The organism is Bradyrhizobium sp. SZCCHNRI1009 (assembly GCF_032487575.1).
In the GTDB taxonomy this organism is placed as follows: Bacteria; Pseudomonadota; Alphaproteobacteria; order Rhizobiales; family Xanthobacteraceae; genus Bradyrhizobium.
Window position 1 is genome coordinate 25269 of the sequence record NZ_JAUEUL010000030.1, and the last position, 19202, is coordinate 44470.

Annotated in this window: 17 protein-coding genes; 16 read left to right on the plus strand and 1 reads right to left on the minus strand. The window is 67.1% G+C overall.

What is annotated here, in order from left to right:
• Positions 1-214: 214 nt before the first annotated feature.
• The 16 genes from bchF to bchJ all read left to right on the plus strand — a co-directional run bounded on the left by bchF (position 215) and on the right by bchJ (position 18201).
• The gene (gene bchF / locus QX010_RS30275; RefSeq protein WP_316183310.1) at positions 215-808 is read left to right on the plus strand and encodes a 2-vinyl bacteriochlorophyllide hydratase; all 594 of its coding nucleotides are present in this window, start codon (positions 215-217) and stop codon (positions 806-808) included.
• Entirely contained in the window at positions 805-2091 is a 1287-nt protein-coding gene (locus QX010_RS30280; RefSeq protein WP_316183311.1) for a ferredoxin:protochlorophyllide reductase (ATP-dependent) subunit N, read from the plus strand. The genes bchF and QX010_RS30280 overlap by 4 nt, the downstream gene beginning before the upstream one ends.
• A gap of 1 nt (position 2092) precedes the next feature.
• Positions 2093-3649 carry a ferredoxin:protochlorophyllide reductase (ATP-dependent) subunit B gene (bchB, locus tag QX010_RS30285; protein WP_316183312.1) on the plus strand — a complete coding sequence of 519 codons (1557 nt, stop codon included), beginning with the start codon at positions 2093-2095 and terminating at the stop codon, positions 3647-3649.
• Entirely contained in the window at positions 3624-7214 is a 3591-nt protein-coding gene (locus tag QX010_RS30290) for a magnesium chelatase subunit H (protein WP_316183313.1), read from the plus strand. The genes bchB and QX010_RS30290 overlap by 26 nt, the downstream gene beginning before the upstream one ends.
• Positions 7211-8116 (plus strand): ferredoxin:protochlorophyllide reductase (ATP-dependent) iron-sulfur ATP-binding protein, encoded by a 906-nt coding sequence (gene bchL, locus QX010_RS30295; protein WP_315803462.1) that lies wholly within the window; start codon positions 7211-7213, stop codon positions 8114-8116. The genes QX010_RS30290 and bchL overlap by 4 nt, the downstream gene beginning before the upstream one ends.
• Before the next feature lie 13 nt (positions 8117-8129).
• Entirely contained in the window at positions 8130-8831 is a 702-nt protein-coding gene (gene bchM, locus QX010_RS30300; protein WP_316183314.1) for a magnesium protoporphyrin IX methyltransferase, read from the plus strand.
• A complete protein-coding gene (locus QX010_RS30305) occupies positions 8828-10258 on the plus strand; it encodes a BCD family MFS transporter (RefSeq protein ID WP_316183315.1) in 1431 nt (476 codons plus the stop codon). The genes bchM and QX010_RS30305 overlap by 4 nt, the downstream gene beginning before the upstream one ends.
• Positions 10259-10277: 19 nt before the next feature.
• A complete protein-coding gene (gene puhA / locus QX010_RS30310) occupies positions 10278-11057 on the plus strand; it encodes a photosynthetic reaction center subunit H (protein ID WP_316183316.1) in 780 nt (259 codons plus the stop codon).
• 26 nt (positions 11058-11083) lie between these two features.
• Entirely contained in the window at positions 11084-11707 is a 624-nt protein-coding gene (puhB, locus tag QX010_RS30315; RefSeq protein ID WP_410051993.1) for a photosynthetic complex putative assembly protein PuhB, read from the plus strand.
• Positions 11708-11720: 13 nt separating this feature from the next.
• Positions 11721-12200: a photosynthetic complex assembly protein PuhC gene (puhC, locus tag QX010_RS30320; protein ID WP_316183318.1), complete on the plus strand. Its 480-nt coding sequence runs from the start codon at positions 11721-11723 to the stop codon at positions 12198-12200.
• Entirely contained in the window at positions 12197-12502 is a 306-nt protein-coding gene (locus QX010_RS30325) for a hypothetical protein (RefSeq protein WP_316183319.1), read from the plus strand. Before puhC ends, QX010_RS30325 begins: the two co-directional genes overlap by 4 nt.
• Entirely contained in the window at positions 12499-13560 is a 1062-nt protein-coding gene (gene acsF, locus QX010_RS30330; RefSeq protein WP_316183320.1) for a magnesium-protoporphyrin IX monomethyl ester (oxidative) cyclase, read from the plus strand. Before QX010_RS30325 ends, acsF begins: the two co-directional genes overlap by 4 nt.
• 13 nt (positions 13561-13573) lie before the next feature.
• Entirely contained in the window at positions 13574-14626 is a 1053-nt protein-coding gene (gene puhE, locus QX010_RS30335; protein ID WP_316183321.1) for a putative photosynthetic complex assembly protein PuhE, read from the plus strand.
• Positions 14623-15834, plus strand: a complete 1212-nt coding sequence (gene hemA / locus QX010_RS30340) for a 5-aminolevulinate synthase (RefSeq protein WP_316183322.1) — start codon at positions 14623-14625, stop codon at positions 15832-15834. Before puhE ends, hemA begins: the two co-directional genes overlap by 4 nt.
• Positions 15835-15929: 95 nt before the next feature.
• On the plus strand, positions 15930-17534 hold the full coding sequence (bchE, locus tag QX010_RS30345) for a magnesium-protoporphyrin IX monomethyl ester anaerobic oxidative cyclase (RefSeq protein ID WP_316183323.1): 1605 nt from the start codon (positions 15930-15932) through the stop codon (positions 17532-17534).
• 1 nt (position 17535) lies between these two features.
• On the plus strand, positions 17536-18201 hold the full coding sequence (bchJ, locus tag QX010_RS30350; protein WP_316183324.1) for a bacteriochlorophyll 4-vinyl reductase: 666 nt from the start codon (positions 17536-17538) through the stop codon (positions 18199-18201).
• A gap of 48 nt (positions 18202-18249) precedes the next feature.
• On the opposite strand, the gene QX010_RS30355 is transcribed toward bchJ, so the two are convergent.
• A complete protein-coding gene (locus QX010_RS30355; RefSeq protein ID WP_316183325.1) occupies positions 18250-19170 on the minus strand; it encodes a LysR family transcriptional regulator in 921 nt (306 codons plus the stop codon).
• Positions 19171-19202 lie beyond the last annotated feature (32 nt).

The window sequence follows — 19202 nt, forward strand, 5'->3', positions numbered from 1 at the left end:
ATATGAGCGCACGTCACTCGTTGCGTCAATATTATTTGACGTCAATTTTGATTGACACTCTTCCTGCCCAGGTCTAGCGTTTCCCCATCGGGCTCGCACTCGGGGATTTGCGATGCGCCACCTGCGAACTGCACAACGTGACGTTGATCAGACCGAGTGCGGTGCACCACCAATCCCCCTGTGGTTGTCGTCATCGCATCACTGGGCACCGATGTTGTCAAATCATCTTTACACATCGTGTGATGCGCAGTTCACATCCGCCACTGATCCGTCGCTCTGGAGCCAGCTCTGCTTCACGCCTGACCCGGCGTCGCGTGCAAAGCGGCAAGCGCTTTACACGGCTGAGGAAAAGCGCCGGCGCGACGCCACGCCATGGACTCTGGTGCAGGGCATTCTGGCGCCGCTGCAATTTCTCGTCTTCCTGATCAGCCTCGGCCTCGTGGCGCGCTATCTCGCGACCGGCGAGGGGCTGTGGCTCGCGACCGCCTCCGTCGTTCTCAAGACGGCGCTGCTCTACACCATCATGATCACCGGCTCGATCTGGGAGCGGGTCGTGTTCGGACGTTATCTGTTCGCACCGGCCTTCTTCTGGGAGGACGTGTTCTCGATGCTGGTGATCGCGCTGCATACGGCCTATCTGGCTGCGATCATCGGCCATGTCGGCAGCGCCCAGCAGCAGATGCTGCTCGTGCTCGCCGCCTACGCAGCCTATGCGATCAACGCCGCGCAATTCCTGCTCAAGCTGCGCGCGGCGCGGCTGCAGGACGAGGCGATGGCGGCGACGTCCCGTGCGGAGCGCGCGTCATGAATGCTCATGCACAAGCCTGTGCCGTGAAACCACCTGCTTCGCCGGACGGCGTGCTGCGTGAGCGCGGCCAGCGCGAGGTGTTCTGCGGCCTGACCGGCATCGTCTGGCTGCACAGAAAGATTCAGGACGCGTTCTTCCTCGTCGTCGGCTCGCGCACCTGCGCGCATCTGATCCAGTCGGCCGCCGGCGTGATGATCTTCGCGGAGCCGCGCTTCGCCACCGCGATCATGGAGGAGCGCGATCTCGCCGGGCTCGTCGACGCCAATGACGAGCTCGACCGCATCGTCGGTCAGCTGCTGGCGCGCCGTCCCGAGATCAAGCTGCTGTTCCTGGTCGGCTCCTGCCCATCGGAAGTGATCAAGCTAGATCTGTCACGCGCGGCGCTGCGGCTGTCGCAGCGCTTCTCACCTGATGTGCGCGTGCTCAACTACTCCGGCAGCGGCATCGAGACAACGTTTACGCAGGGCGAGGATGCCTGCCTCGCGTCGCTCGTGCCGGTGCTCCCCGCAGCCGATCGGGCTGCGCGGCCATCGCTGCTCGTGGTCGGCGCGCTCGCCGATGTCGTCGAGGATCAGTTCAGGCGGAGTTTTGCGGCGCTCGGCATCGATCAGGTTGCGTTCCTGCCGCCGCGGCGCTCGTCGGAGCTGCCGGCGATCGGCCCGCAAACGCGGGTGCTGCTGGCGCAACCCTTCCTCGGCGACACCGCACGCGCGCTTGAAGAGCGCGGCTGCCGCCGCATCGCGGCGCCATTCCCGCTCGGCGGCGAAGGCACGGCGCTGTGGCTCGTAGCCGCGGCCGACGCCTTCGGCGTGTCGCGCGCGCATGTCGAGCGGACAATCGCGCCGCTCAAGGCGCGCGCGGAGAAGGCGCTGGCGCGCTACCGCGCGCAGCTCGCCGGCAAGCGCGTCTTCCTGTTTCCGGATTCGCAGATCGAGATCCCGCTGGCGCGTTTCCTGGCGCGCGAGATCGGCATGGAGCTGATCGAGGTCGGCACGCCCTATCTGCACCGCGAGCATCTCGACTCCGAGCTGGCGCTGCTGCCTGATGGCACGCAGCTCAGCGAGGGCCAGGACGTCGAGCGGCAGCTCGATCGTTGCCGCGAAGCCCGGCCCGACCTCGTCGTTTGCGGACTCGGCCTTGCCAACCCGCTGGAGGCCGAGGGCCTGACGACGAAATGGTCGATCGAGCTGATCTTCACGCCGATCCAGGGTTTTGAGCAGGCCGGCGATCTCGCCGAGCTGTTCGCGCGGCCCTTGCTGCGGCAAACCCGATTGGCGGTGTGAGATGCAGCTGTCGGTCTGGACCTATGAAGGACCGCCGCACATCGGAGCGATGCGCATCGCGACCGCGATGCGCGACGTGCACTACGTGCTGCACGCGCCCCAGGGCGACACCTACGCCGATCTGCTGTTCACGATGATCGAGCGCCGCGACCGCCGGCCGCCGGTCACCTACACCACCTTCCAGGCGCGTGATCTCGGCGGCGACACCGCGGATCTGCTGCAGAGCGCGGCACGCGCGGCCTATGAGCGCTTCCAGCCGGCTGCGATGCTGGTCGGCGCGTCCTGCACGGCCGAGCTGATCCAGGACGATCCCGGCGGGCTGGCGCAGGCCTTGAGGCTTCCGATTCCGGTGATCCCGCTCGAGCTGCCGGCCTATCAGCGCAAGGAGAATTGGGGCGCTTCGGAAACGTTCTACCGGATTGTACGGGCGTTGGCTGCGTCTTCCGCTGATGGCTCCCCCCGCCGTGAAAGGAAGACAGGCGCCCGTCCAGTCTGCAACCTGCTTGGTCCGACGGCTCTCGGCTTCCGTCATCGCGACGACCTCGCGGAAGTGACCAGGCAGGTTGTGGAGCTCGGCATCGAGATCAACGTGGTCGCGCCGTGGAATGCGACGCCATCAGATCTCGCTCGTCTGCCACAAGCCGATTTCAATATCGTTCTCTATCCCGAGATCGCGCTGACGGCGGCGCAATGGTTGAACCGCCAGTTCGGCCAGCCCTATACGCGCACGATCCCGATCGGCGTCGGCGCGACACGCGACTTCATCAAGGAGGTCGCGAGCCTTGCCGGCGTCGGTACGGAGCCCGTGCTGGCGCGCACCGAGAGCCGGCTGCCGTGGTACTCGCGCTCGGTCGACTCGACCTATCTCACCGGCAAGCGCGTCTTCATCTTTGGCGATGCGACCCACGCGGTCGCCGCAGCGCGCGTCGCGACGCAGGAGCTCGGCTTCGAGGTCGTCGGCCTCGGCACCTATGCGCGCGAGTTCGCTCGCGAGATCCGCGAAGCCGCCGCGATCTACGGCGTCGAGCCGCTGATCACGGACGATTATCTCGAGGTCGAGGCCCGCGTCGGCGAGCTGCGGCCGGAGCTCGTGCTCGGCACGCAGATGGAGCGGCATATCGCCAAGCGGCTCGGCATTGCCTGCGCCGTGATCTCGGCGCCGTGCCACGTGCAGGATTTCCCGGCGCGCTACTCGCCGCAGATGGGCTTCGAAGGCGCCAACGTGCTGTTCGACACCTGGGTGCATCCGCTGATGATGGGCCTGGAGGAGCATCTGCTCGGCATGTTCCGCGAGGATCACGAATTCGCCGATCACGCGCCATCGCATCTCGGTGCCGCGCCAGCGGCACCGCCACAGCAGCCGCAGCTGCGCGTCGTTGAAACCGTCGCATCGGTTGAACTCGCCTGGGCCTCCGACGCCGAGCGCGAGCTGACCAAGATTCCCTTCTTCGTGCGCGGCAAGGCGCGCCGCAACACCGAACGGTTCGCGCGCGAGCGCAACGTCAACCTGATCACGCTCGAGACCTTGTACGATGCCAAAGCGCATTTCGGTCGCTGACGTCACACCCATCCGGGTGGTGATCGTGACGATGGACAGCCATCTCGCCTCGGCTGCCGTGCGTGCACGCACGACATTGCAGGCGGAGCTGCCCGGTCTCGATCTCAAGGTTCACGCGGCCGACGAGTGGGGCTGCAATCCGAACGCGCTCGCGCACTGCCTCGACGACATCGCCACCGGCGACATCGTGGTCGCCACCATGCTGTTCATGGAGGACCACATCCAGCCGGTGCTGCCCGCGCTGGCGGCGCGCCGCGACCACTGCGACGCCATGATCGGCTGCCTGTCGGCCGGCGAGGTCGTGCGCCTGACCCGGCTCGGCAAGCTGACGATGTCGGGCTCGGCCACCGGCGTGCTCGGCCTCTTGAAGCGGCTACGCGGCAGCAACCGCTCAGGCTCTTCCAGCGGCCAGGGCCAGATGAAGATGCTGCAGCGGATGCCACGTCTGCTGCGCTACATCCCTGGCACCGCGCAGGATCTGCGCGCCTATTTCCTGACGCTGCAATATTGGCTCGCCGGCTCCGAGCAGAATTTTGCGAACATGGTGCGCTTCCTAGTCGGCCGCTACGCCGACGGGCCGCGCGCCTCGCTGCGCGGCAGGCTGAATGCCGCCGAGCCGGTGACCTATCCGGATGTCGGGCTCTACCACCCGCGTCTGCCGCAGCGGATCGTGGAGCGCGCCGACGAGCTGCCCACCACATCGAAGGCGGTTGGCCGCGTCGGCGTGATCCTGATGCGCTCCTATCTGCTCGCCGCCAACACCGGGCATTATGATGGTGTGATCGCCGCGCTGGAGGCGCGCGGGCTCGCCGTGGTGCCGGTGTTCGCCAGCGGGCTCGACTCGCGCCCCGCCATCGCGCGTTACTTCCAGAAGGACGGTGTCGCCACCGTCGACGCGGTGATCTCGCTCACCGGCTTCTCGCTGGTCGGCGGTCCCGCCTATAACGACGCGCGTGCGGCCGAGCAGGTCATGGCCGGCCTCGATGTGCCCTTGATCGCGGCGCATCCGCTGGAGTTCCAGACCGTCGAGCAGTGGCACGACGACGCGCGCGGTCTGACGCCCGTCGAAGCCACCATGATGGTCGCGATCCCCGAGCTCGACGGCGCCGTCGGCCCCACCGTGTTCGGCGGCCGGTCGGCGATGGCCGATGCCGGCCGTGACATGGCCTCACTGCCGGAGCGCGCGACGCAACTCGCCGCGCGCGTCGCGAGGCTCGTCGAGCTGCGCCGCTCGGCGCGCGCCGAGCGGAAGCTCGGCGTGGTGTTGTTCAACTTCCCGCCGAACGGCGGCAGCGCCGGCACCGCGGCCTATCTCTCGGTGTTCGAGTCGCTGCACAATGTGATGACATCGCTGCGTGCGGCAGGCTACACGATCGACGTCCCGGATACTGTGGACGCGCTGCGCAACCGTGTGCTCAAGGGCAATGCCGAGCGCTTCGGCACCGTCGCCAATGTCGCGGCGCGCATTCCCGTCGATCAGCATGTCCGGCGCGAACGTCATCTCGCCGAGATCGAGAAGCAGTGGGGCCCGGCGCCCGGCCGTCATCAGACCGATGGCGCCAGCCTCCTGGTGCTCGGCGAGCAGTTTGGCAATCTGTTCGTCGGCCTGCAGCCCGCCTTCGGCTACGAAGGCGATCCGATGCGGTTGCTGTTCGAGCGCAGCTTCGCGCCGACGCATGCGTTCGCGGCGTTCTATCGCTGGCTGCGCGAGGACTTCCGCGCCCATGCCGTGCTGCATTTCGGTACCCATGGCGCGCTCGAATTCATGCCGGGCAAGCAGGCCGGGCTGTCCGCAGAATGCTGGCCGGAGCGGCTGATCGGCGACCTGCCGAACTTCTACATCTACGCGTCCAACAATCCGTCCGAGGGCGCTCTGGCGAAGCGGCGCGGCGGTGCCACCCTGATCAGCTATCTCACGCCCTCGATCACCAGTGCCGGTCTCTACAAGGGCCTTGCCGACCTGAAGTCCTCGCTGGATGCCTGGCGCAATCTGTCGCCGGATGCGACCGAGGAGGTGAGGACGGACAGCGCCGCGCTGATCCAGGCGCAGGCGGCGGCGGTCGATCTCGCCGCGGCTGAGCCGCTGTGGAGCGGTGAGCGCGACGCGCGCATCGCTGCGCTCTCCGCCAGCGTGCTGGAGCTGGAATATTCGCTGATCCCGCATGGCCTGCACATCGTCGGCGCGCCGCCGCTGCAACAGCAGCGCGCCGAGCTGCTCGACCTCGCCGGCATCACCGATCTGGCCAAGCGCTCCGAACTCGACCGGCTGCTCGCCACCGACAGCGAGACGCCCGCGATCGTGCATGCGCTCGACGGCGGCTACATCCGCCCCGTGCCGGGCGGCGATCTGCTGCGCAACACCGACGTGCTGCCGACCGGCCGCAACCTCCACGGCTTCGACCCGTTCCGCATCCCCAGCGCCTTCGCGCTCAAGGATGCCGAGCGCCAGGTGGCGCGGCTGCTGGCCCGCCATGCCGGCGAGGGCCACAAGCTGCCGGAGACGATCGCGCTGGTGCTGTGGGGCACCGACAATCTCAAGACCGAGGGCGGTCCGATCGCGCAGGCGCTCTGGCTGATGGGCGCCGAGCCGCGGCACGACAGCTATGGCCGTCTCTGTGGCGCGAAGCTGATCCCCTTGGAGCAGCTCGGACGCCCGCGCATCGACGTCGTGATCACGCTCTCCGGCATCTTCCGCGATTTGATGCCGCTGCAGACCAAGCTGCTGGCCGAAGCCGCGCTGCTCGCGGCATCGGCGGATGAGCCGGCCGAATTCAATTACGTGCGCAAGCATGCGCTGGCGTTCCAGGCCGCCCATGGCGGCGAGATCGCCGATGCCGCGCTGCGCGTGTTCGGCAATGCCGAGGGCGCCTATGGCGCCAACGTCAATCACCTGATCGATTGCGGCGCCTGGACCGACGAGGACGAGCTCGCCGACGTCTACACGCGCCGCAAGGGCTTTGCCTATGGCCCCGACGGCCGCCCTGTCAGGCGCGACGCGCTGCTCGGCCATGTGCTCGCCGGGGTCGATGCGGCCTATCAGAACGTCGACTCGGTCGAGCTCGGCGTCACCACCATCGATCACTATTTCGATACGCTCGGCGGCATCAGCCGCGCGGTGAAGCGCGCCAAGGGCGAGGCCGCGCCGGTCTATATCGGCGACCAGACCCGCGGCGAGGGCACGGTGCGCACGCTGTCGGAGCAGGTCGCGCTGGAGACCCGCACCCGCACGCTCAATCCGAAATGGTATGAGGCGCTGCTCGCTCACGGCTATGAGGGCGTGCGCCAGATCGAGTCGCACGTGACCAACACGATCGGCTGGTCGGCCACCACGGGCCAGGTCGCGCCGTGGGTCTATCAGCAGATCACGACGACCTTCGTGCTCGACCCCGCGATGCGCGAGCGGCTTGCCTCGCTCAATCCGGCCGCGTCGGCGAAGATCGCCAATCGCCTGATCGAGGCGCATGAGCGCAATTACTGGACCCCGGACCCCGAAATGCTCGACGTGCTGCGCAAGGCCGGGGAAGAGCTCGAAGATCGCCTCGAAGGCGTGGGAGTTGCCGCATGAACGTGACTTTGAGACCTCCGCCGACGACGGCGCCGCGCCGACCTGACGGGGCCGGCAGCGTCCAGGTGCAACTCGACCCGAACGTGGTCATTGACACCGCGAAGGTGTACTCGGTGTACGGCAAAGGCGGCATCGGCAAGAGTACGACCTCGTCGAACCTCTCGGTGGCGCTGTCCAAGCTCGGCAAGCGCGTGCTGCAGATCGGTTGCGATCCGAAGCACGACTCGACCTTCACCCTGACCAAGCGGCTGGTGCCGACGGTCATCGACATCCTCGAGCAGGTCAATTTCCACGCCGAGGAGTTGCGCCCCGAGGACTTCGTCTACCAGGGCTACAATGGCGTGATGTGCGTCGAGGCCGGCGGGCCGCCGGCCGGCACCGGCTGCGGCGGCTATGTCGTCGGCCAGACCGTCAAGCTGCTCAAGGAGCATCACCTGCTCGAGGACACCGACGTGGTGATCTTCGACGTGCTCGGCGACGTCGTCTGCGGCGGCTTCGCCGCGCCCTTGCAGCACGCCGATCGTGCGCTGATCGTGGCTGCGAACGATTTCGACTCGATCTTCGCGATGAACCGCATCGTCGCCGCGATCCAGGCCAAGTCGCGCAACTATCCGGTGCGGCTCGGCGGCGTGATCGCCAACCGCAGCGCCGCCACCGACCAGATCGACAAGTTCAACGAGCGCGCCGGATTGAAGACGGTGGCGCATTTTCCCGATCTCGACGTCATCCGGAAGAGCCGGCTGAAGAAGTGCACGCTGTTCGAGATGGAGCCCTCGCCGGACGTCGAGCGCGCCCAGAACGAATATCTGCGCCTCGCCGCCTCGCTGCTCGCCGGCGTCGAGCCGATGCAGGCGGTGCCGCTCAAGGACCGCGACATCTTCGATCTCCTTGGCTTCGATTGAGTGGAGCTAGCCGATGACCACAGCGGACTATCTCGCCCGGCGCAGTGAAGTGGAGACCTATTTCGACCGCACCGCGGTCGCCGCCTGGACGCGGCTGACTTCGGACGCGCCGGTGGGCCGCATTCGCGCCACGGTGCGGGCCGGCCGTGACGAGATGCGGCGGACGCTGCTGTCATGGCTGCCGCTCGATCTGCGCGGCGCGCGGGTTCTCGACGCCGGCTGCGGCACCGGCAGCTTTTCCATCGAGGCCGCGCGGCGGGGCGCCGAGGTGGTCGCCGTCGACATCTCGCCCACGCTTATAGAGATCGCCCAGCGCCGGCTGCCCGACGACATCAGCCGCAGCGCGATCAAGTTCGTGGCGGGCGACATGCTCGATCCCAAGCATGGCGGCTTCAACTTCGTCGTCGCAATGGATTCCTTCATCCACTACCGCGCCGAGGATGCGGTGCGGATCGTGGCGGGCCTCGCCGCGCGCACTTCCGAATCCATTCTGATGACCTACGCACCGCGCACGCCGCTGCTGGCCGTCATGCATGCGGTCGGCGGCCTGTTTCCGCGTGGCAATCGCGCGCCGTCGATCGAGCCGGTCGCGGAGCAGAAGCTGTATCGTCTCATCGCCGACAATCATGATCTCGCCGACTGGCGCTGCGCGCGCAGCAGCCGCATCGCCAACGGCTTCTACATTTCGCAAGCGCTGGAGCTCCGTCCGTCATGAGCGCGCGCGCACCATCGGTCCTGCAACTGTGGACGCGGCTGTCGTCGCGCTATCTGCCGTTCGCGGATGCCGCCTCGACCGAGCTGCCGCTGTCGCGCCTGATGCGGCTGTCGCTGTTCCAGGTCTCGATCGGCATATCGGTGGTGCTGCTCAACGGCACGCTCAACCGCGTCATGATCGTCGAGCTCGGCGTGCCCTCCTGGCTGGTCGCGACCATGGTGGCGCTGCCGTTGGTGTTTGCGCCGCTGCGGGTGCTGATCGGCTTCAAGTCCGACCATCATCGCTCGGTGCTGGGCTGGCGCCGCGTGCCCTACATCTGGATGGGCACCTTGCTGCAGTTCGGCGGCCTCGCGATCATGCCGTTCGCGCTGCTCTTGCTGTCGTCGGGCGACGCGCCGGGCCAGGTGATCGCTGGCCGCATCGGTGCGGGTTTGGCCTTCCTGCTGGTCGGCGCCGGCCTGCATACGACCCAGACCGCCGGCCTGTCCCTTGCCACAGACATTGCCCCTGAGCAGTCGCGCCCGCGCGTGGTCGCCTTCCTCTACGTGATGCTGATGTTCGGCATGATGGCGAGCGCGCTGACCTTCGGCGGGCTGCTCGCCGAGTTCAGCGAGATGCGGCTGATCCAGGTCATCCAGGGCGCGGCGCTGACCGAGATGGTGCTCAACATCATCGCGCTGTGGAAGCAGGAGGCGCGCGATCCCTCGCGCACGTCGGCTGCACGTGAGCGGCCGCGCTTCGGCGATTCCTGGCGGCAGTTCCGCGAGGCCGGCGGCTCGATGCGGGTGCTGGTCGCGGTCGGGCTCGGCACGGCCGGCTTCACGATGCAGGACATCCTGCTCGAGCCGTATGGCGCGGAGATCCTTCACCTCACGGTCGGCGAAACCACGGCGCTGACCGCATTGTTCGCAGCCGGCACGCTCGCAGGCTTCGGCCTGTCGGCGCGCCAGCTGGGCAAGGGCGCCGATCCCTATCGGATCGCAGCGCTCGGCGGACTCGTCGGGCTGTTCGCGTTCTCCGCGGTCATCTTCTCGGCGCCGCTCGCCTCGCCCCTGCTGTTCCGGATCGGCACGACGCTGATCGGATTCGGCGGCGGCCTGTTCGCGGTTGGCACGCTGACGGCGGCGATGGCGCTGGTGCAGAACGGCGAGAGCGGGCTCGCGCTCGGCGCCTGGGGCGCAGTGCAGGCGACGTCAGCGGGTGTAGCCATCGCCGGCGGTGGCGCCATTCGCGATGTGATGTCGCAGCTGGCATCGAATGGAAGCCTCGGCGTCGCGCTCGCCGGGCCGGCGACCGGCTACAGCATCGTCTACCACGTCGAGATCGCGCTGCTGTTCGTCACCCTTGCGGTGATCGGGCCGCTGGTGCGGCGGCGGGCGGCGGAGCCACAGCAGCTTCAATTCGGAATCGTTGAATTTCCAGGTTAGCCCAGTCGGGGAGGAAGCCATGACGTCTTTCACGAGCTACATCGATGTCGCCCAGGTGGTGCTTTACGGGTTCTGGGTGTTCTTCGCAGGCCTGATCTTCTACCTGCGCACCGAGGACAAGCGCGAAGGCTATCCGCTGCAGTTCGAAGGCCGGATCGGCCGGCAGACGGCGTCGAGCGGTCACGGCTTCCCGACGCCGCCGTCACCCAAGACCTATCACATGCATGGCGGGCGCACCGCGACTCTGCCGAACTGGGACAACGACCGCGCCGATGTGCCGGTCACGCCGATGTATCCCTGGCCCGGCACGCCCTATCTGCCGACCGGCAATCCGATGCTCGACGGCGTCGGCCCGGGCTCCTTCGCCGCGCGCAAGGACGAGCCGGAGCTGACCATGGACAACATCCCCGCGATCGTGCCGCTGCGCGTCGACGGCAGCATCTTCATCGCCTCGGAGGACCCGGATCCGCGCGGCATGCCGGTGATCGGCTGCGACGGCAGGCTCGGCGGCAAGGTCCGCGAGGTCTGGGTCGACCGCGCCGAGATGCTGATCCGCTATCTCGAAGTCGAGGTCGAGGGCATCGTCGGACGCCACGTGCTGCTGCCGATGACCATGGCCATCGTCGACAAGTCGCGCAAGGCGGTGCTGGTCGACGCCATTCTCGGCTCGCAATTCGCCAGCGTGCCCGGTCTCGCCAGCCCCGATCAGGTCACCAAGCTCGAGGAGGACAAGATCGTCGGCTACTACGGCGGCGGCCATCTCTATGCGACCCCTGCACGCCAGGAGCCGCTGCTGTGAGCACCGGTCGGGACCAGGATCAGCTGATGCTGCCGGCAGGCGAGCGCCTGTTGTGGCAGGGACAGCCCACGGTGAAGGCGCTGCTGCTGCGCGTCTTCCACCTGCGCCTGGTGCTCGCCTACTTCGCGGCGCTGTTCGGCGCCCGCGTGGTGACGGGCACGCTGGATCACCAGCCGCTCGCGGCCTCGCTCGCCGGCGCGTCCTCGCTGGTGACGCCTGTGGCGCTCGCGACGCTGCTGCTCACGGGCCTCGCGGTGCTCTACAGCCGCACCACGCGCTACACCATCACCAGCCGCCGCGTGCTGCTGCAGTTCGGCGCCGTGCTGCCGATGACCTTGAACGTGCCGTTCAAGCAGGTCTCGCGCGCCGACGTGAAGCTGTTCTCCGACGGCTCCGGCGATCTGCCGCTCGGCGTCACCGCCCAGCAGCGGCTGTCCTATCTGCTGCTGTGGCCGCATGCGCGTCCGTGGCGGCTGAACGAGGTCGAGCCGATGCTGCGCGGCGTGCCTGATGCCCGCGAGGCGGCCGAGATCCTCGCAAAGGCGCTGGTCGCGGCCTCGGACGGCGCGGTCGCGGCGCAGCCGATCGCCGCGGGCAACGGACAGCCGCAAGGCGCGTCGCCTGCGGGTGCGGTCGCCAGCGCGGCGTGATCAGGAGGATGTCATGAGCCAAGCCGAGAGCCATGTCGATGTTCACGCCGAACCTGAGATCGTCATTCCGAAGGGCGCGCTGCGCGCGGCCTTCGCACTGGTTGCCTTCACCCTGGTTGCGGCCGGCGTCGGCCGCTGGACGGGTGTAGGCACTGTCCACATCGATCACGCTGTCGCCGTGCAAACGGTGGCGCTGCGGTTCGAGGACCGTCCCGATGGCGGCATCTCCGTCGTGTCGCCCGACAGCGGCAAGGTGGTCGGAGTCGTCGAGGCCGGCGGCGACGGCTTCCTGCGCACGGTCCTGCGCAGCATGGCGTTCGATCGCCAGCGTCACGCGATCGGTTCGGGGCCGGCCTTCACGATCAACCGCTGGTCCGATGGACGCATGAGCCTGGACGATCCGGCGACCGGACGGCGCGTCGATCTCGGGTCGTTCGGCAACGACAACAAGCGCCGGTTCACGGAGCTGATGACGATGGGAGAAACGCGATGAGAGGATTATGGGCCAACGAGCCGCGCCGCTTCGAGATCGGCTGCAGCATCGAGGTCGAGCAGACCTCGGAAACGCTGCACGCGCATGTCACTCTGGACCGCGATGTCGGCATCCGCCCGGGTGACGAGGTCGTCATTCATGGCGAGCCGATCACGGTCAAGTTCGGCGAGCAGCTCAATTTGCGGCGCACCGCTACCGTCGTTCGGGCCGGTCCCTTGAAGCGCGCGATGATGCATGTCGCGGGCTATCTCGAGCTCACGGAACTGTACGACGTCAGCTTTTCGGACGGGAGGGTCAGATGATCGCAATGGAAGGCGGATCCGGCAATATCTCCACCAAGATGGCGCTGGAGGACACGATCCTCACGCCACGCTTCTACACCACGGATTTCGCGGCGATGGACCGGCTCAATGTCGACCTGGTGCGCCGCGAATGGGATGCTGTCATGGCCGAGCTGCGCGCCGACCACAACCGCAAGCACTTCGTGCGGACGCCGGAATTCGACAAGGATCTCAACGATCTTCCGGAGGCGCTTCGCGCCGAGTTCAAGGACTTCCTGGTGTCGTCGCTGACCGCCGAGTTCTCCGGCTGCGTGCTCTATGCCGAGATCAAGAAGCGGATCACCAATCCCGACATCCGCGAGCTGTTCCAGTTCATGAGCCGCGACGAGGCCCGCCACGCCGGCTTCATCAACGAAATCCTCAAGGATCACGGCATCGGCGTCGATCTGAGCTTCCTCACCAAGACGAAGAAGTACACCTACTTCAAGCCGAAGTTCATCTTCTACGCGACCTATCTCTCCGAGAAGATCGGCTATGCCCGCTACATCACCATCTATCGGCAGATGGAGCGGAACCCGGAGCGCCAGTTTCACCCGATTTTCAAGTGGTTCGAGAGGTGGTGCAACGACGAGTTCCGCCACGGCGAGGCGTTCGCGCTGCTGATGCGCGCCGATCCGAAGCTGCTCAACGGCCTCAACAAGCTGTGGATCAAGTTCTTCCTGCTCGCAGTGTTCGCCACGATGCACGTCCGCGACCACATGCGTCCCGCCTTCTACGAGGCGCTCGGCATGCCCGTGGACGAGTACGACATGCGCGTGTTCCGCATCACCTCGGAGATTTCGCGGCAGGTCTTCCCGGTGATGCTCGACATCGACAATCCGCGCTTCTGGGACGGCCTGAAGCGGCTGCGCGGGATATCGGAGGCGATTGCGGATGCCAAGGCGCAGGGCGGCATCATGGGCACGCTCAAGCGCGCCGTGCTGCCGCTCAAGGCGGCGCTGACCTTCGGCCGGCTCTACATGCTGCCGGCCAAGAGCAACGCGCTGCCACGGGAGATCAGGCTGCAACCCGCCTGGTGACAAGGAGCCGGCCATGGGCGCGACCGCGATTGCCATTCCCTATGTCGTGTTCGTCTGGTGGTTCTCGACCGGCGCCGTGCTGGCGTTGGTCGGGCTCGCCGCCCGCCATCCGGCCGCGTTCAAATGGGGCACGGCCGCGGCGTTCGTCGCGGCCCTGTCGGGCGTCGCGGTGTCGAGCCAGGCCGCCGAGGACGCCAACGCCTATTGCGCCTTCACCTGCGCGATCCTGCTGTGGGGCACGGTGGAGATGTCGCTGCTCGCCGGCTGGATCACCGGCCCACGCCCCGAGCCGTGCCCGCGCGACTGCACGCCGGCCTCGCGCGTCGGCTTCGCGCTGCAGGCGATCGCCTATCACGAGCTGGCGCTGATCGCGACCGCTGGCCTCGTCTTCGCGGTGACATCGGGCGCGCCCAACCGTCTGAGCTGGTGGACCTTCGCCGCGCTGCTGGTGCTCAGGCAGAGCGCGAAGATCAATCTGTTCCTCGGCGTGCGCACCTTGAACGACGAACTGCTGCCGCAGCAGGTTCGCTTCATGCGCAGCTATTTCGCCAAGAAGTCGACCAACCTGCTGTTCCCATTCTCGATTGCCGCGGCGACCACCGCGACCGTGCTGGTCGCTGCTGCCGCGCTCGGCGCCAAATCCTCTTTCGACGGCGTCGCGCTGTCACTGCTCGCCTCGTTGATCGCGCTCGGCCTGCTCGAGCATGGCTTCATGGCGCTGCCGATGCCGGTGATCAATCTGTGGCGCTGGAGCGCGCCAGTCGAGCCCGCGATGGCGACCGTCGCTGCCATCCCGGCACCGGCGCCCGTGATGCCCATGGCGCGTCCGGTGCTGGCCGTCGTGCCGGCCACGCCTGAGGTGGAGCGCCCCATGCCTGCGCCAAAGACGTCGATGTCGGCGCAGAAGACTGCTGCCGCCCTGGCGCGGCAGCGGCTCGAAGAGCAGTTCCGCCAGGCCTATCGCCAGGCCCGCGCTGACGCGCAGGCGCAAACCATCACGGGACTGGCCGCGGTGTCGGTCACGCCGCCGGTCGATCCGAACACAGCACAGGGGGGAGTACCATGAACTACGAAGACTATTTCCGCCGCCAGCTCGACGGTCTCAGGCGCGAAGGACGCTACCGCGTGTTCGCCGACCTCGAGCGCAAGGCCGGCGCCTTCCCGCGTGCGACCTATCGTGGCCCCCATGGCGAGCGCGATGTCGCGGTGTGGTGCTCCAACGACTATCTCGGCATGGGCCAGCACCCCAAGGTGCTGGAGGTGATGCACGAGGCGCTCGACCGCTGCGGCGCCGGCGCCGGCGGCACCCGCAACATCAGCGGCACCAATCACTATCATGTGCTGCTGGAGGAGGAGCTCGCCGACCTCCACGGCAAGCAGGCGGCGCTCTTGTTCAACTCCGGCTACGTCTCGAATTGGACCTCGCTGTCGACCCTGGCCGCGCGCATGCCCGGCTGCGTGATCCTGTCCGACGAGCTCAACCACGCCTCGATGATCGAGGGCATCCGCCACAGCCGCTGCGAGACCCGGATCTGGCGCCACAACGACGTCGCCGACCTCCGCGACAAGCTGTCGGATCTCGATCCCAAGGCGCCGAAGCTGATCGCGTTCGAGAGCGTCTATTCGATGGACGGCGACATCTCGCCGATCTCCGATATCTGCGACGTCGCCGACGAATACAACGCCATGACCTATCTCGACGAGGTCCACGCCGTCGGCCTGTACGGTCCGCGCGGCGGCGGCATCTCGGAGCGCGACGGTGTCGCCGATCGCCTGACCGTGATCGAGGGGACCCTGGCCAAGGCGTTCGGCGTGATCGGCGGCTACATCACGGCGTCCAGCACCGTCTGCGATTTCGTCCGCAGCTTCGCCTCCGGATTCATCTTCTCCAGCTCGCTGCCCCCCGCGGTCGCCGCCGGCGCGCTCACCAGCATCCGGCATCTCAAGGCGAGCAATGTCGAGCGTGCAAGGCATCAAGACCGCGTCGCGCGGCTGCGCCGCCGGCTCGACGAGGCCGGCGTCAGCCATCTCGACAATCCCAGCCACATCGTGCCGGTGATGGTGCGCGACCCCGTGCTGTGCAAGCGGATCAGCGACGTCCTGCTCGACCGCTACGGCATCTATGTGCAGCCGATCAACTATCCGACGGTGCCACGCGGCACCGAGCGGCTGCGCATCACGCCGTCGCCTTATCACTCCGATGCGGACATTGAGCATCTGGTGTCGGCGCTCTCGGAGATCTGGGCCGAGATGGGCCTCGCGCTGGCGGCCTGACGGAAGAGGAATTGCACGGCGTTTGAGCCATATCAATTTGTCAATCTAACTTGACGTTAAGATTGTTGGACAAATTGGTAGTCGGGGAGAACGCCGTGCGGATCTTGTTGCTGCATCCGAATTATCACTCCGGCGGCGCCGAGATCGCCGGCAACTGGCCGCCGGCCTGGGCGGCCTACATCTCCGGCGCGCTGAAGGCCGCGGGCTTCACGGACCTTCGCTTCATCGATGCGATGACCAACGATCTCTCCGAGGATCAGGTCCGCGCCATTCTGCGCAGCGAACAGCCTGACGTGATTGGCTGCACCGCGATCACACCCTCGATCTACAAGGCCGAGCGGCTGCTGGAGATCGCCAGGGAAGAGCATCCCGACGCGCTCACCGTGCTCGGCGGCATCCACGCCACCTTCATGTACCAGCAGGTGCTGACCGAGGCGCCGTGGATCGACGCCATCGTGCGCGGCGAGGGCGAGGAGATCATCGTCGACCTGATGCGCGCCCGCGAGGACGGCCGCTGGGACAACGACCGCCGCAGCATCAGGGGCATCGCCTATCGCGACGGCTCGGAGGTGGTGGCCACGGTGGCGGCGCCGACGGTGAAGAATCTCGATGCGATCACGCCCGACTGGAGCGTGCTCGAATGGAGCAAATACATCTATATCCCGATGAACAAGCGCGTCGCCATCCCCAACATGGCGCGCGGCTGCCCGTTCACCTGCAGCTTCTGCTCGCAGTGGAAGTTCTGGCGCGACTATCGCATCCGAGACCCGAAGAGGGTGGTCGACGAGATCGAGACACTGATGCGCGAGCACGATGTCGGCTTCTTCATCCTCGCCGACGAGGAGCCGACCATCAACAAGAAGAAGTTCATAGCCTTCTGCGAGGAGCTGATCCGCCGCGACCTCAAGATCCTCTGGGGCATCAACACCCGCGTCACCGACATCCTGCGCGACGAGGCGCTGCTGCCGCTGTACCGCAAGGCCGGCCTGATCCACGTCTCGCTGGGGACGGAAGCCGCGGCGCAGATGAAGCTCGACCGCTTCAACAAGGAGACCACGGTCGCGCAGAACAAGAAGGCGATCCAGCTGCTGCGCGACGCCGGCATCGTCGTCGAAGCGCAGTTCATCGTCGGCCTGGAGAACGAGACCCGCGAGACCCTGGAAGAGACCTACCAGATGGCGCGCGACTGGAAGCCGGACCTCGCCAACTGGGCGATGTACACGCCGTGGCCATTCTCCGACCTGTTCCGCGACCTCGGCGACAAGGTCGAGATCTTCGACTACGAGAAGTACAATTTCGTCACGCCGATCATGAAGCCCGACGCAATGGATCGCGGCGAGCTGCTCGACGGCGTCATGAACAACTACCGCCGCTTCTACATGCACAAGGCGCTGTTCTCGTACCCGTGGGCCGGCTCGGGCGAGCGCAGGCGCTATCTGCTCGGCTGCCTCAAGGCGTTCCTGAAATCCGGCTTCGAGCGGAAATTCTACGATCTTGGCCGCGTCAATTACTGGGGGCCGCAGTCCAAGGGCAAGGTCGATTTCGGCTTCGATACGTCGCGCAAGCGCGCTGATCCCGGCAAGATCGAATGGAAGACGAGCCATAATCGCAAGCTGAGCGGACCGCAGCAGGCCCAGCTGATGGCCTGCGGCGGCGGCACCGAGCAGATGAGCGAAGAGGCCGAGACGAGGGTGCACTGACATGCACGGCACGCGCGCTCAGCATGTTCCGCTGCGGCGCGCGGCCGCTACGTCGGACCATGCGGACGGTCTCGCTGAAAGCCACATCGCCGGGCGCATCGGCCCCAATGCGATCATCCAGACCGCGGAAGCCTTGCGCCTGCTGCACGGTGAGGAGGCCGCGCGCTGCGTGTTCGCGGCCGCGCGGCTCGACACCTATCTCGCGACGCCTCCAGCGGCGATGGTCGACGAAGCCGAGGTCTCGCGGCTCCATCGTGCGCTTCGGACCGAGCTCGACGACGAGACCGCGCGTGCCGTCAGCACCAGGGCAGGGCGGCTGACCGGCGCCTATCTGCTTGCGCATCGCATCCCCGGCGCGGCGCAACGTGTGCTCCGGCTGCTGCCGGCCCGGCTCGCGAGCCGCGCGCTGACGCGGGCGATATCCGCGCATGCCTGGACGTTTGCCGGGACCGGCACCTTCACCGCACGCCCGGGCCGGCCCACCATCTACCAGATCAGCCATTGTCCGCTGTGCCGCGGCCATCACGGCGATCACGCCATCTGCGACTTCTACGCTGCGACCTTCGAGACGCTGTTCGCAACGCTCGTGCACCCCGACGCCCATGCGCGTGAGATCGCCTGCGAAGCCTGGGGTGACGAGGCCTGCCGGTTCGAGATCGATTGGTGAGACGGCGCCATGCGAGACGCGACGCCGCCTTGGCATCGGGTGCGGCGCTCAGCTCGGCAGAAACCGCGCGCCCTCCTTGCCGAGGAAATCCAGCATCGCCTGCGCCGGCGGCAGCAGCAGCTTGTCGGCGCGGCGCACCGCGTGCCACTGCCGGATGATCGGCAGGCCCGCGACCTTCAACGTCACCAGCCGCCCCTCGCTGAGCTCATGGGCGACGGTGTGCTGCGAGATGAAGGCGATGCCGAGGCCGGCGATGACCGCCTGCTTGATGGTCTCGTTGCTGTCCATCTCCATGCTGGTCTTTGGCTTCAGACCATGCTTCTCGAAGAATGTCTCCATCAGCAGACGGGTGCCCGATCCCGGCTCCCGGGTGATGAACACCTCGCCGGCGAGATCCCCGGCCGCGATCCGCTTGCGGCGCGCCAGCCGGTGGTTGGCCGGGGCGATGATGACGTGCGGGTGCTTGCCAAAGGGCCGCATATCCACGGGCACGTCGGCCGGCGGCCGGCCCATGATGGCGATGTCGAGATCGTAGCCGCGCAGCGCCTCGCGCAGGCTGTCGCGGTTGCCGATCCGCAAGGTGACGTCGATCTTGGGGAAGCGCCGCGAGAATTCCGCGATCGCAAACGGCACGAAATATTTCGCGGTGCTGACCGCGCCGATCGCCACGCGGCCGCCGCTGCGTCCGGCGAGAATGTCGAGCGCCTGCTCGCAATCCTGCAAGGCGGCCTCGACGCGTTCGGCCAGCGCCAGCACGCTGCGCCCGGCCTCGGTCAGGATCATGCCGTCGGTGGTGCGCTGGATCAGCGGCAGCCCGGCGAGCTCCTGAAGATTGCGGATCTGCAGGGTCACGGCCGGCTGCGTGAGGTTCAACCGACCGGCCGCTGACGTCACCGACCCCGAGTTTTGCACGGCGGCCAGCGCCCGAAGCTGGCGGATGGTGAGATCGCGGGAGAAGTGCCGGCTCATGGAACCCTCGGTGAGATCGCCAGTATAAGGAA

What these genes read in the sequence shown, in the direction of transcription:
- puhC (WP_316183318.1), top strand. Translation starts at nt 11,721, where the DNA reads ATGAGCCAAGCCGAGAGCCATGTCGATGTTCACGCCGAACCTGAGATC.
- puhA (WP_316183316.1), top strand. Translation starts at nt 10,278, where the DNA reads ATGACGTCTTTCACGAGCTACATCGATGTCGCCCAGGTGGTGCTTTAC.
- QX010_RS30305 (WP_316183315.1), top strand. Translation starts at nt 8,828, where the DNA reads ATGAGCGCGCGCGCACCATCGGTCCTGCAACTGTGGACGCGGCTGTCG.
- QX010_RS30355 (WP_316183325.1), bottom strand. Translation starts at nt 19,170, where the DNA reads ATGAGCCGGCACTTCTCCCGCGATCTCACCATCCGCCAGCTTCGGGCG.
- bchJ (WP_316183324.1), top strand. Translation starts at nt 17,536, where the DNA reads ATGCACGGCACGCGCGCTCAGCATGTTCCGCTGCGGCGCGCGGCCGCT.
- puhB (WP_410051993.1), top strand. Translation starts at nt 11,084, where the DNA reads ATGCTGCCGGCAGGCGAGCGCCTGTTGTGGCAGGGACAGCCCACGGTG.
- QX010_RS30280 (WP_316183311.1), top strand. Translation starts at nt 805, where the DNA reads ATGAATGCTCATGCACAAGCCTGTGCCGTGAAACCACCTGCTTCGCCG.
- hemA (WP_316183322.1), top strand. Translation starts at nt 14,623, where the DNA reads ATGAACTACGAAGACTATTTCCGCCGCCAGCTCGACGGTCTCAGGCGC.
- QX010_RS30325 (WP_316183319.1), top strand. Translation starts at nt 12,197, where the DNA reads ATGAGAGGATTATGGGCCAACGAGCCGCGCCGCTTCGAGATCGGCTGC.
- QX010_RS30290 (WP_316183313.1), top strand. Translation starts at nt 3,624, where the DNA reads ATGCCAAAGCGCATTTCGGTCGCTGACGTCACACCCATCCGGGTGGTG.
- bchB (WP_316183312.1), top strand. Translation starts at nt 2,093, where the DNA reads ATGCAGCTGTCGGTCTGGACCTATGAAGGACCGCCGCACATCGGAGCG.
- acsF (WP_316183320.1), top strand. Translation starts at nt 12,499, where the DNA reads ATGATCGCAATGGAAGGCGGATCCGGCAATATCTCCACCAAGATGGCG.
- puhE (WP_316183321.1), top strand. Translation starts at nt 13,574, where the DNA reads ATGGGCGCGACCGCGATTGCCATTCCCTATGTCGTGTTCGTCTGGTGG.
- bchL (WP_315803462.1), top strand. Translation starts at nt 7,211, where the DNA reads ATGAACGTGACTTTGAGACCTCCGCCGACGACGGCGCCGCGCCGACCT.
- bchM (WP_316183314.1), top strand. Translation starts at nt 8,130, where the DNA reads ATGACCACAGCGGACTATCTCGCCCGGCGCAGTGAAGTGGAGACCTAT.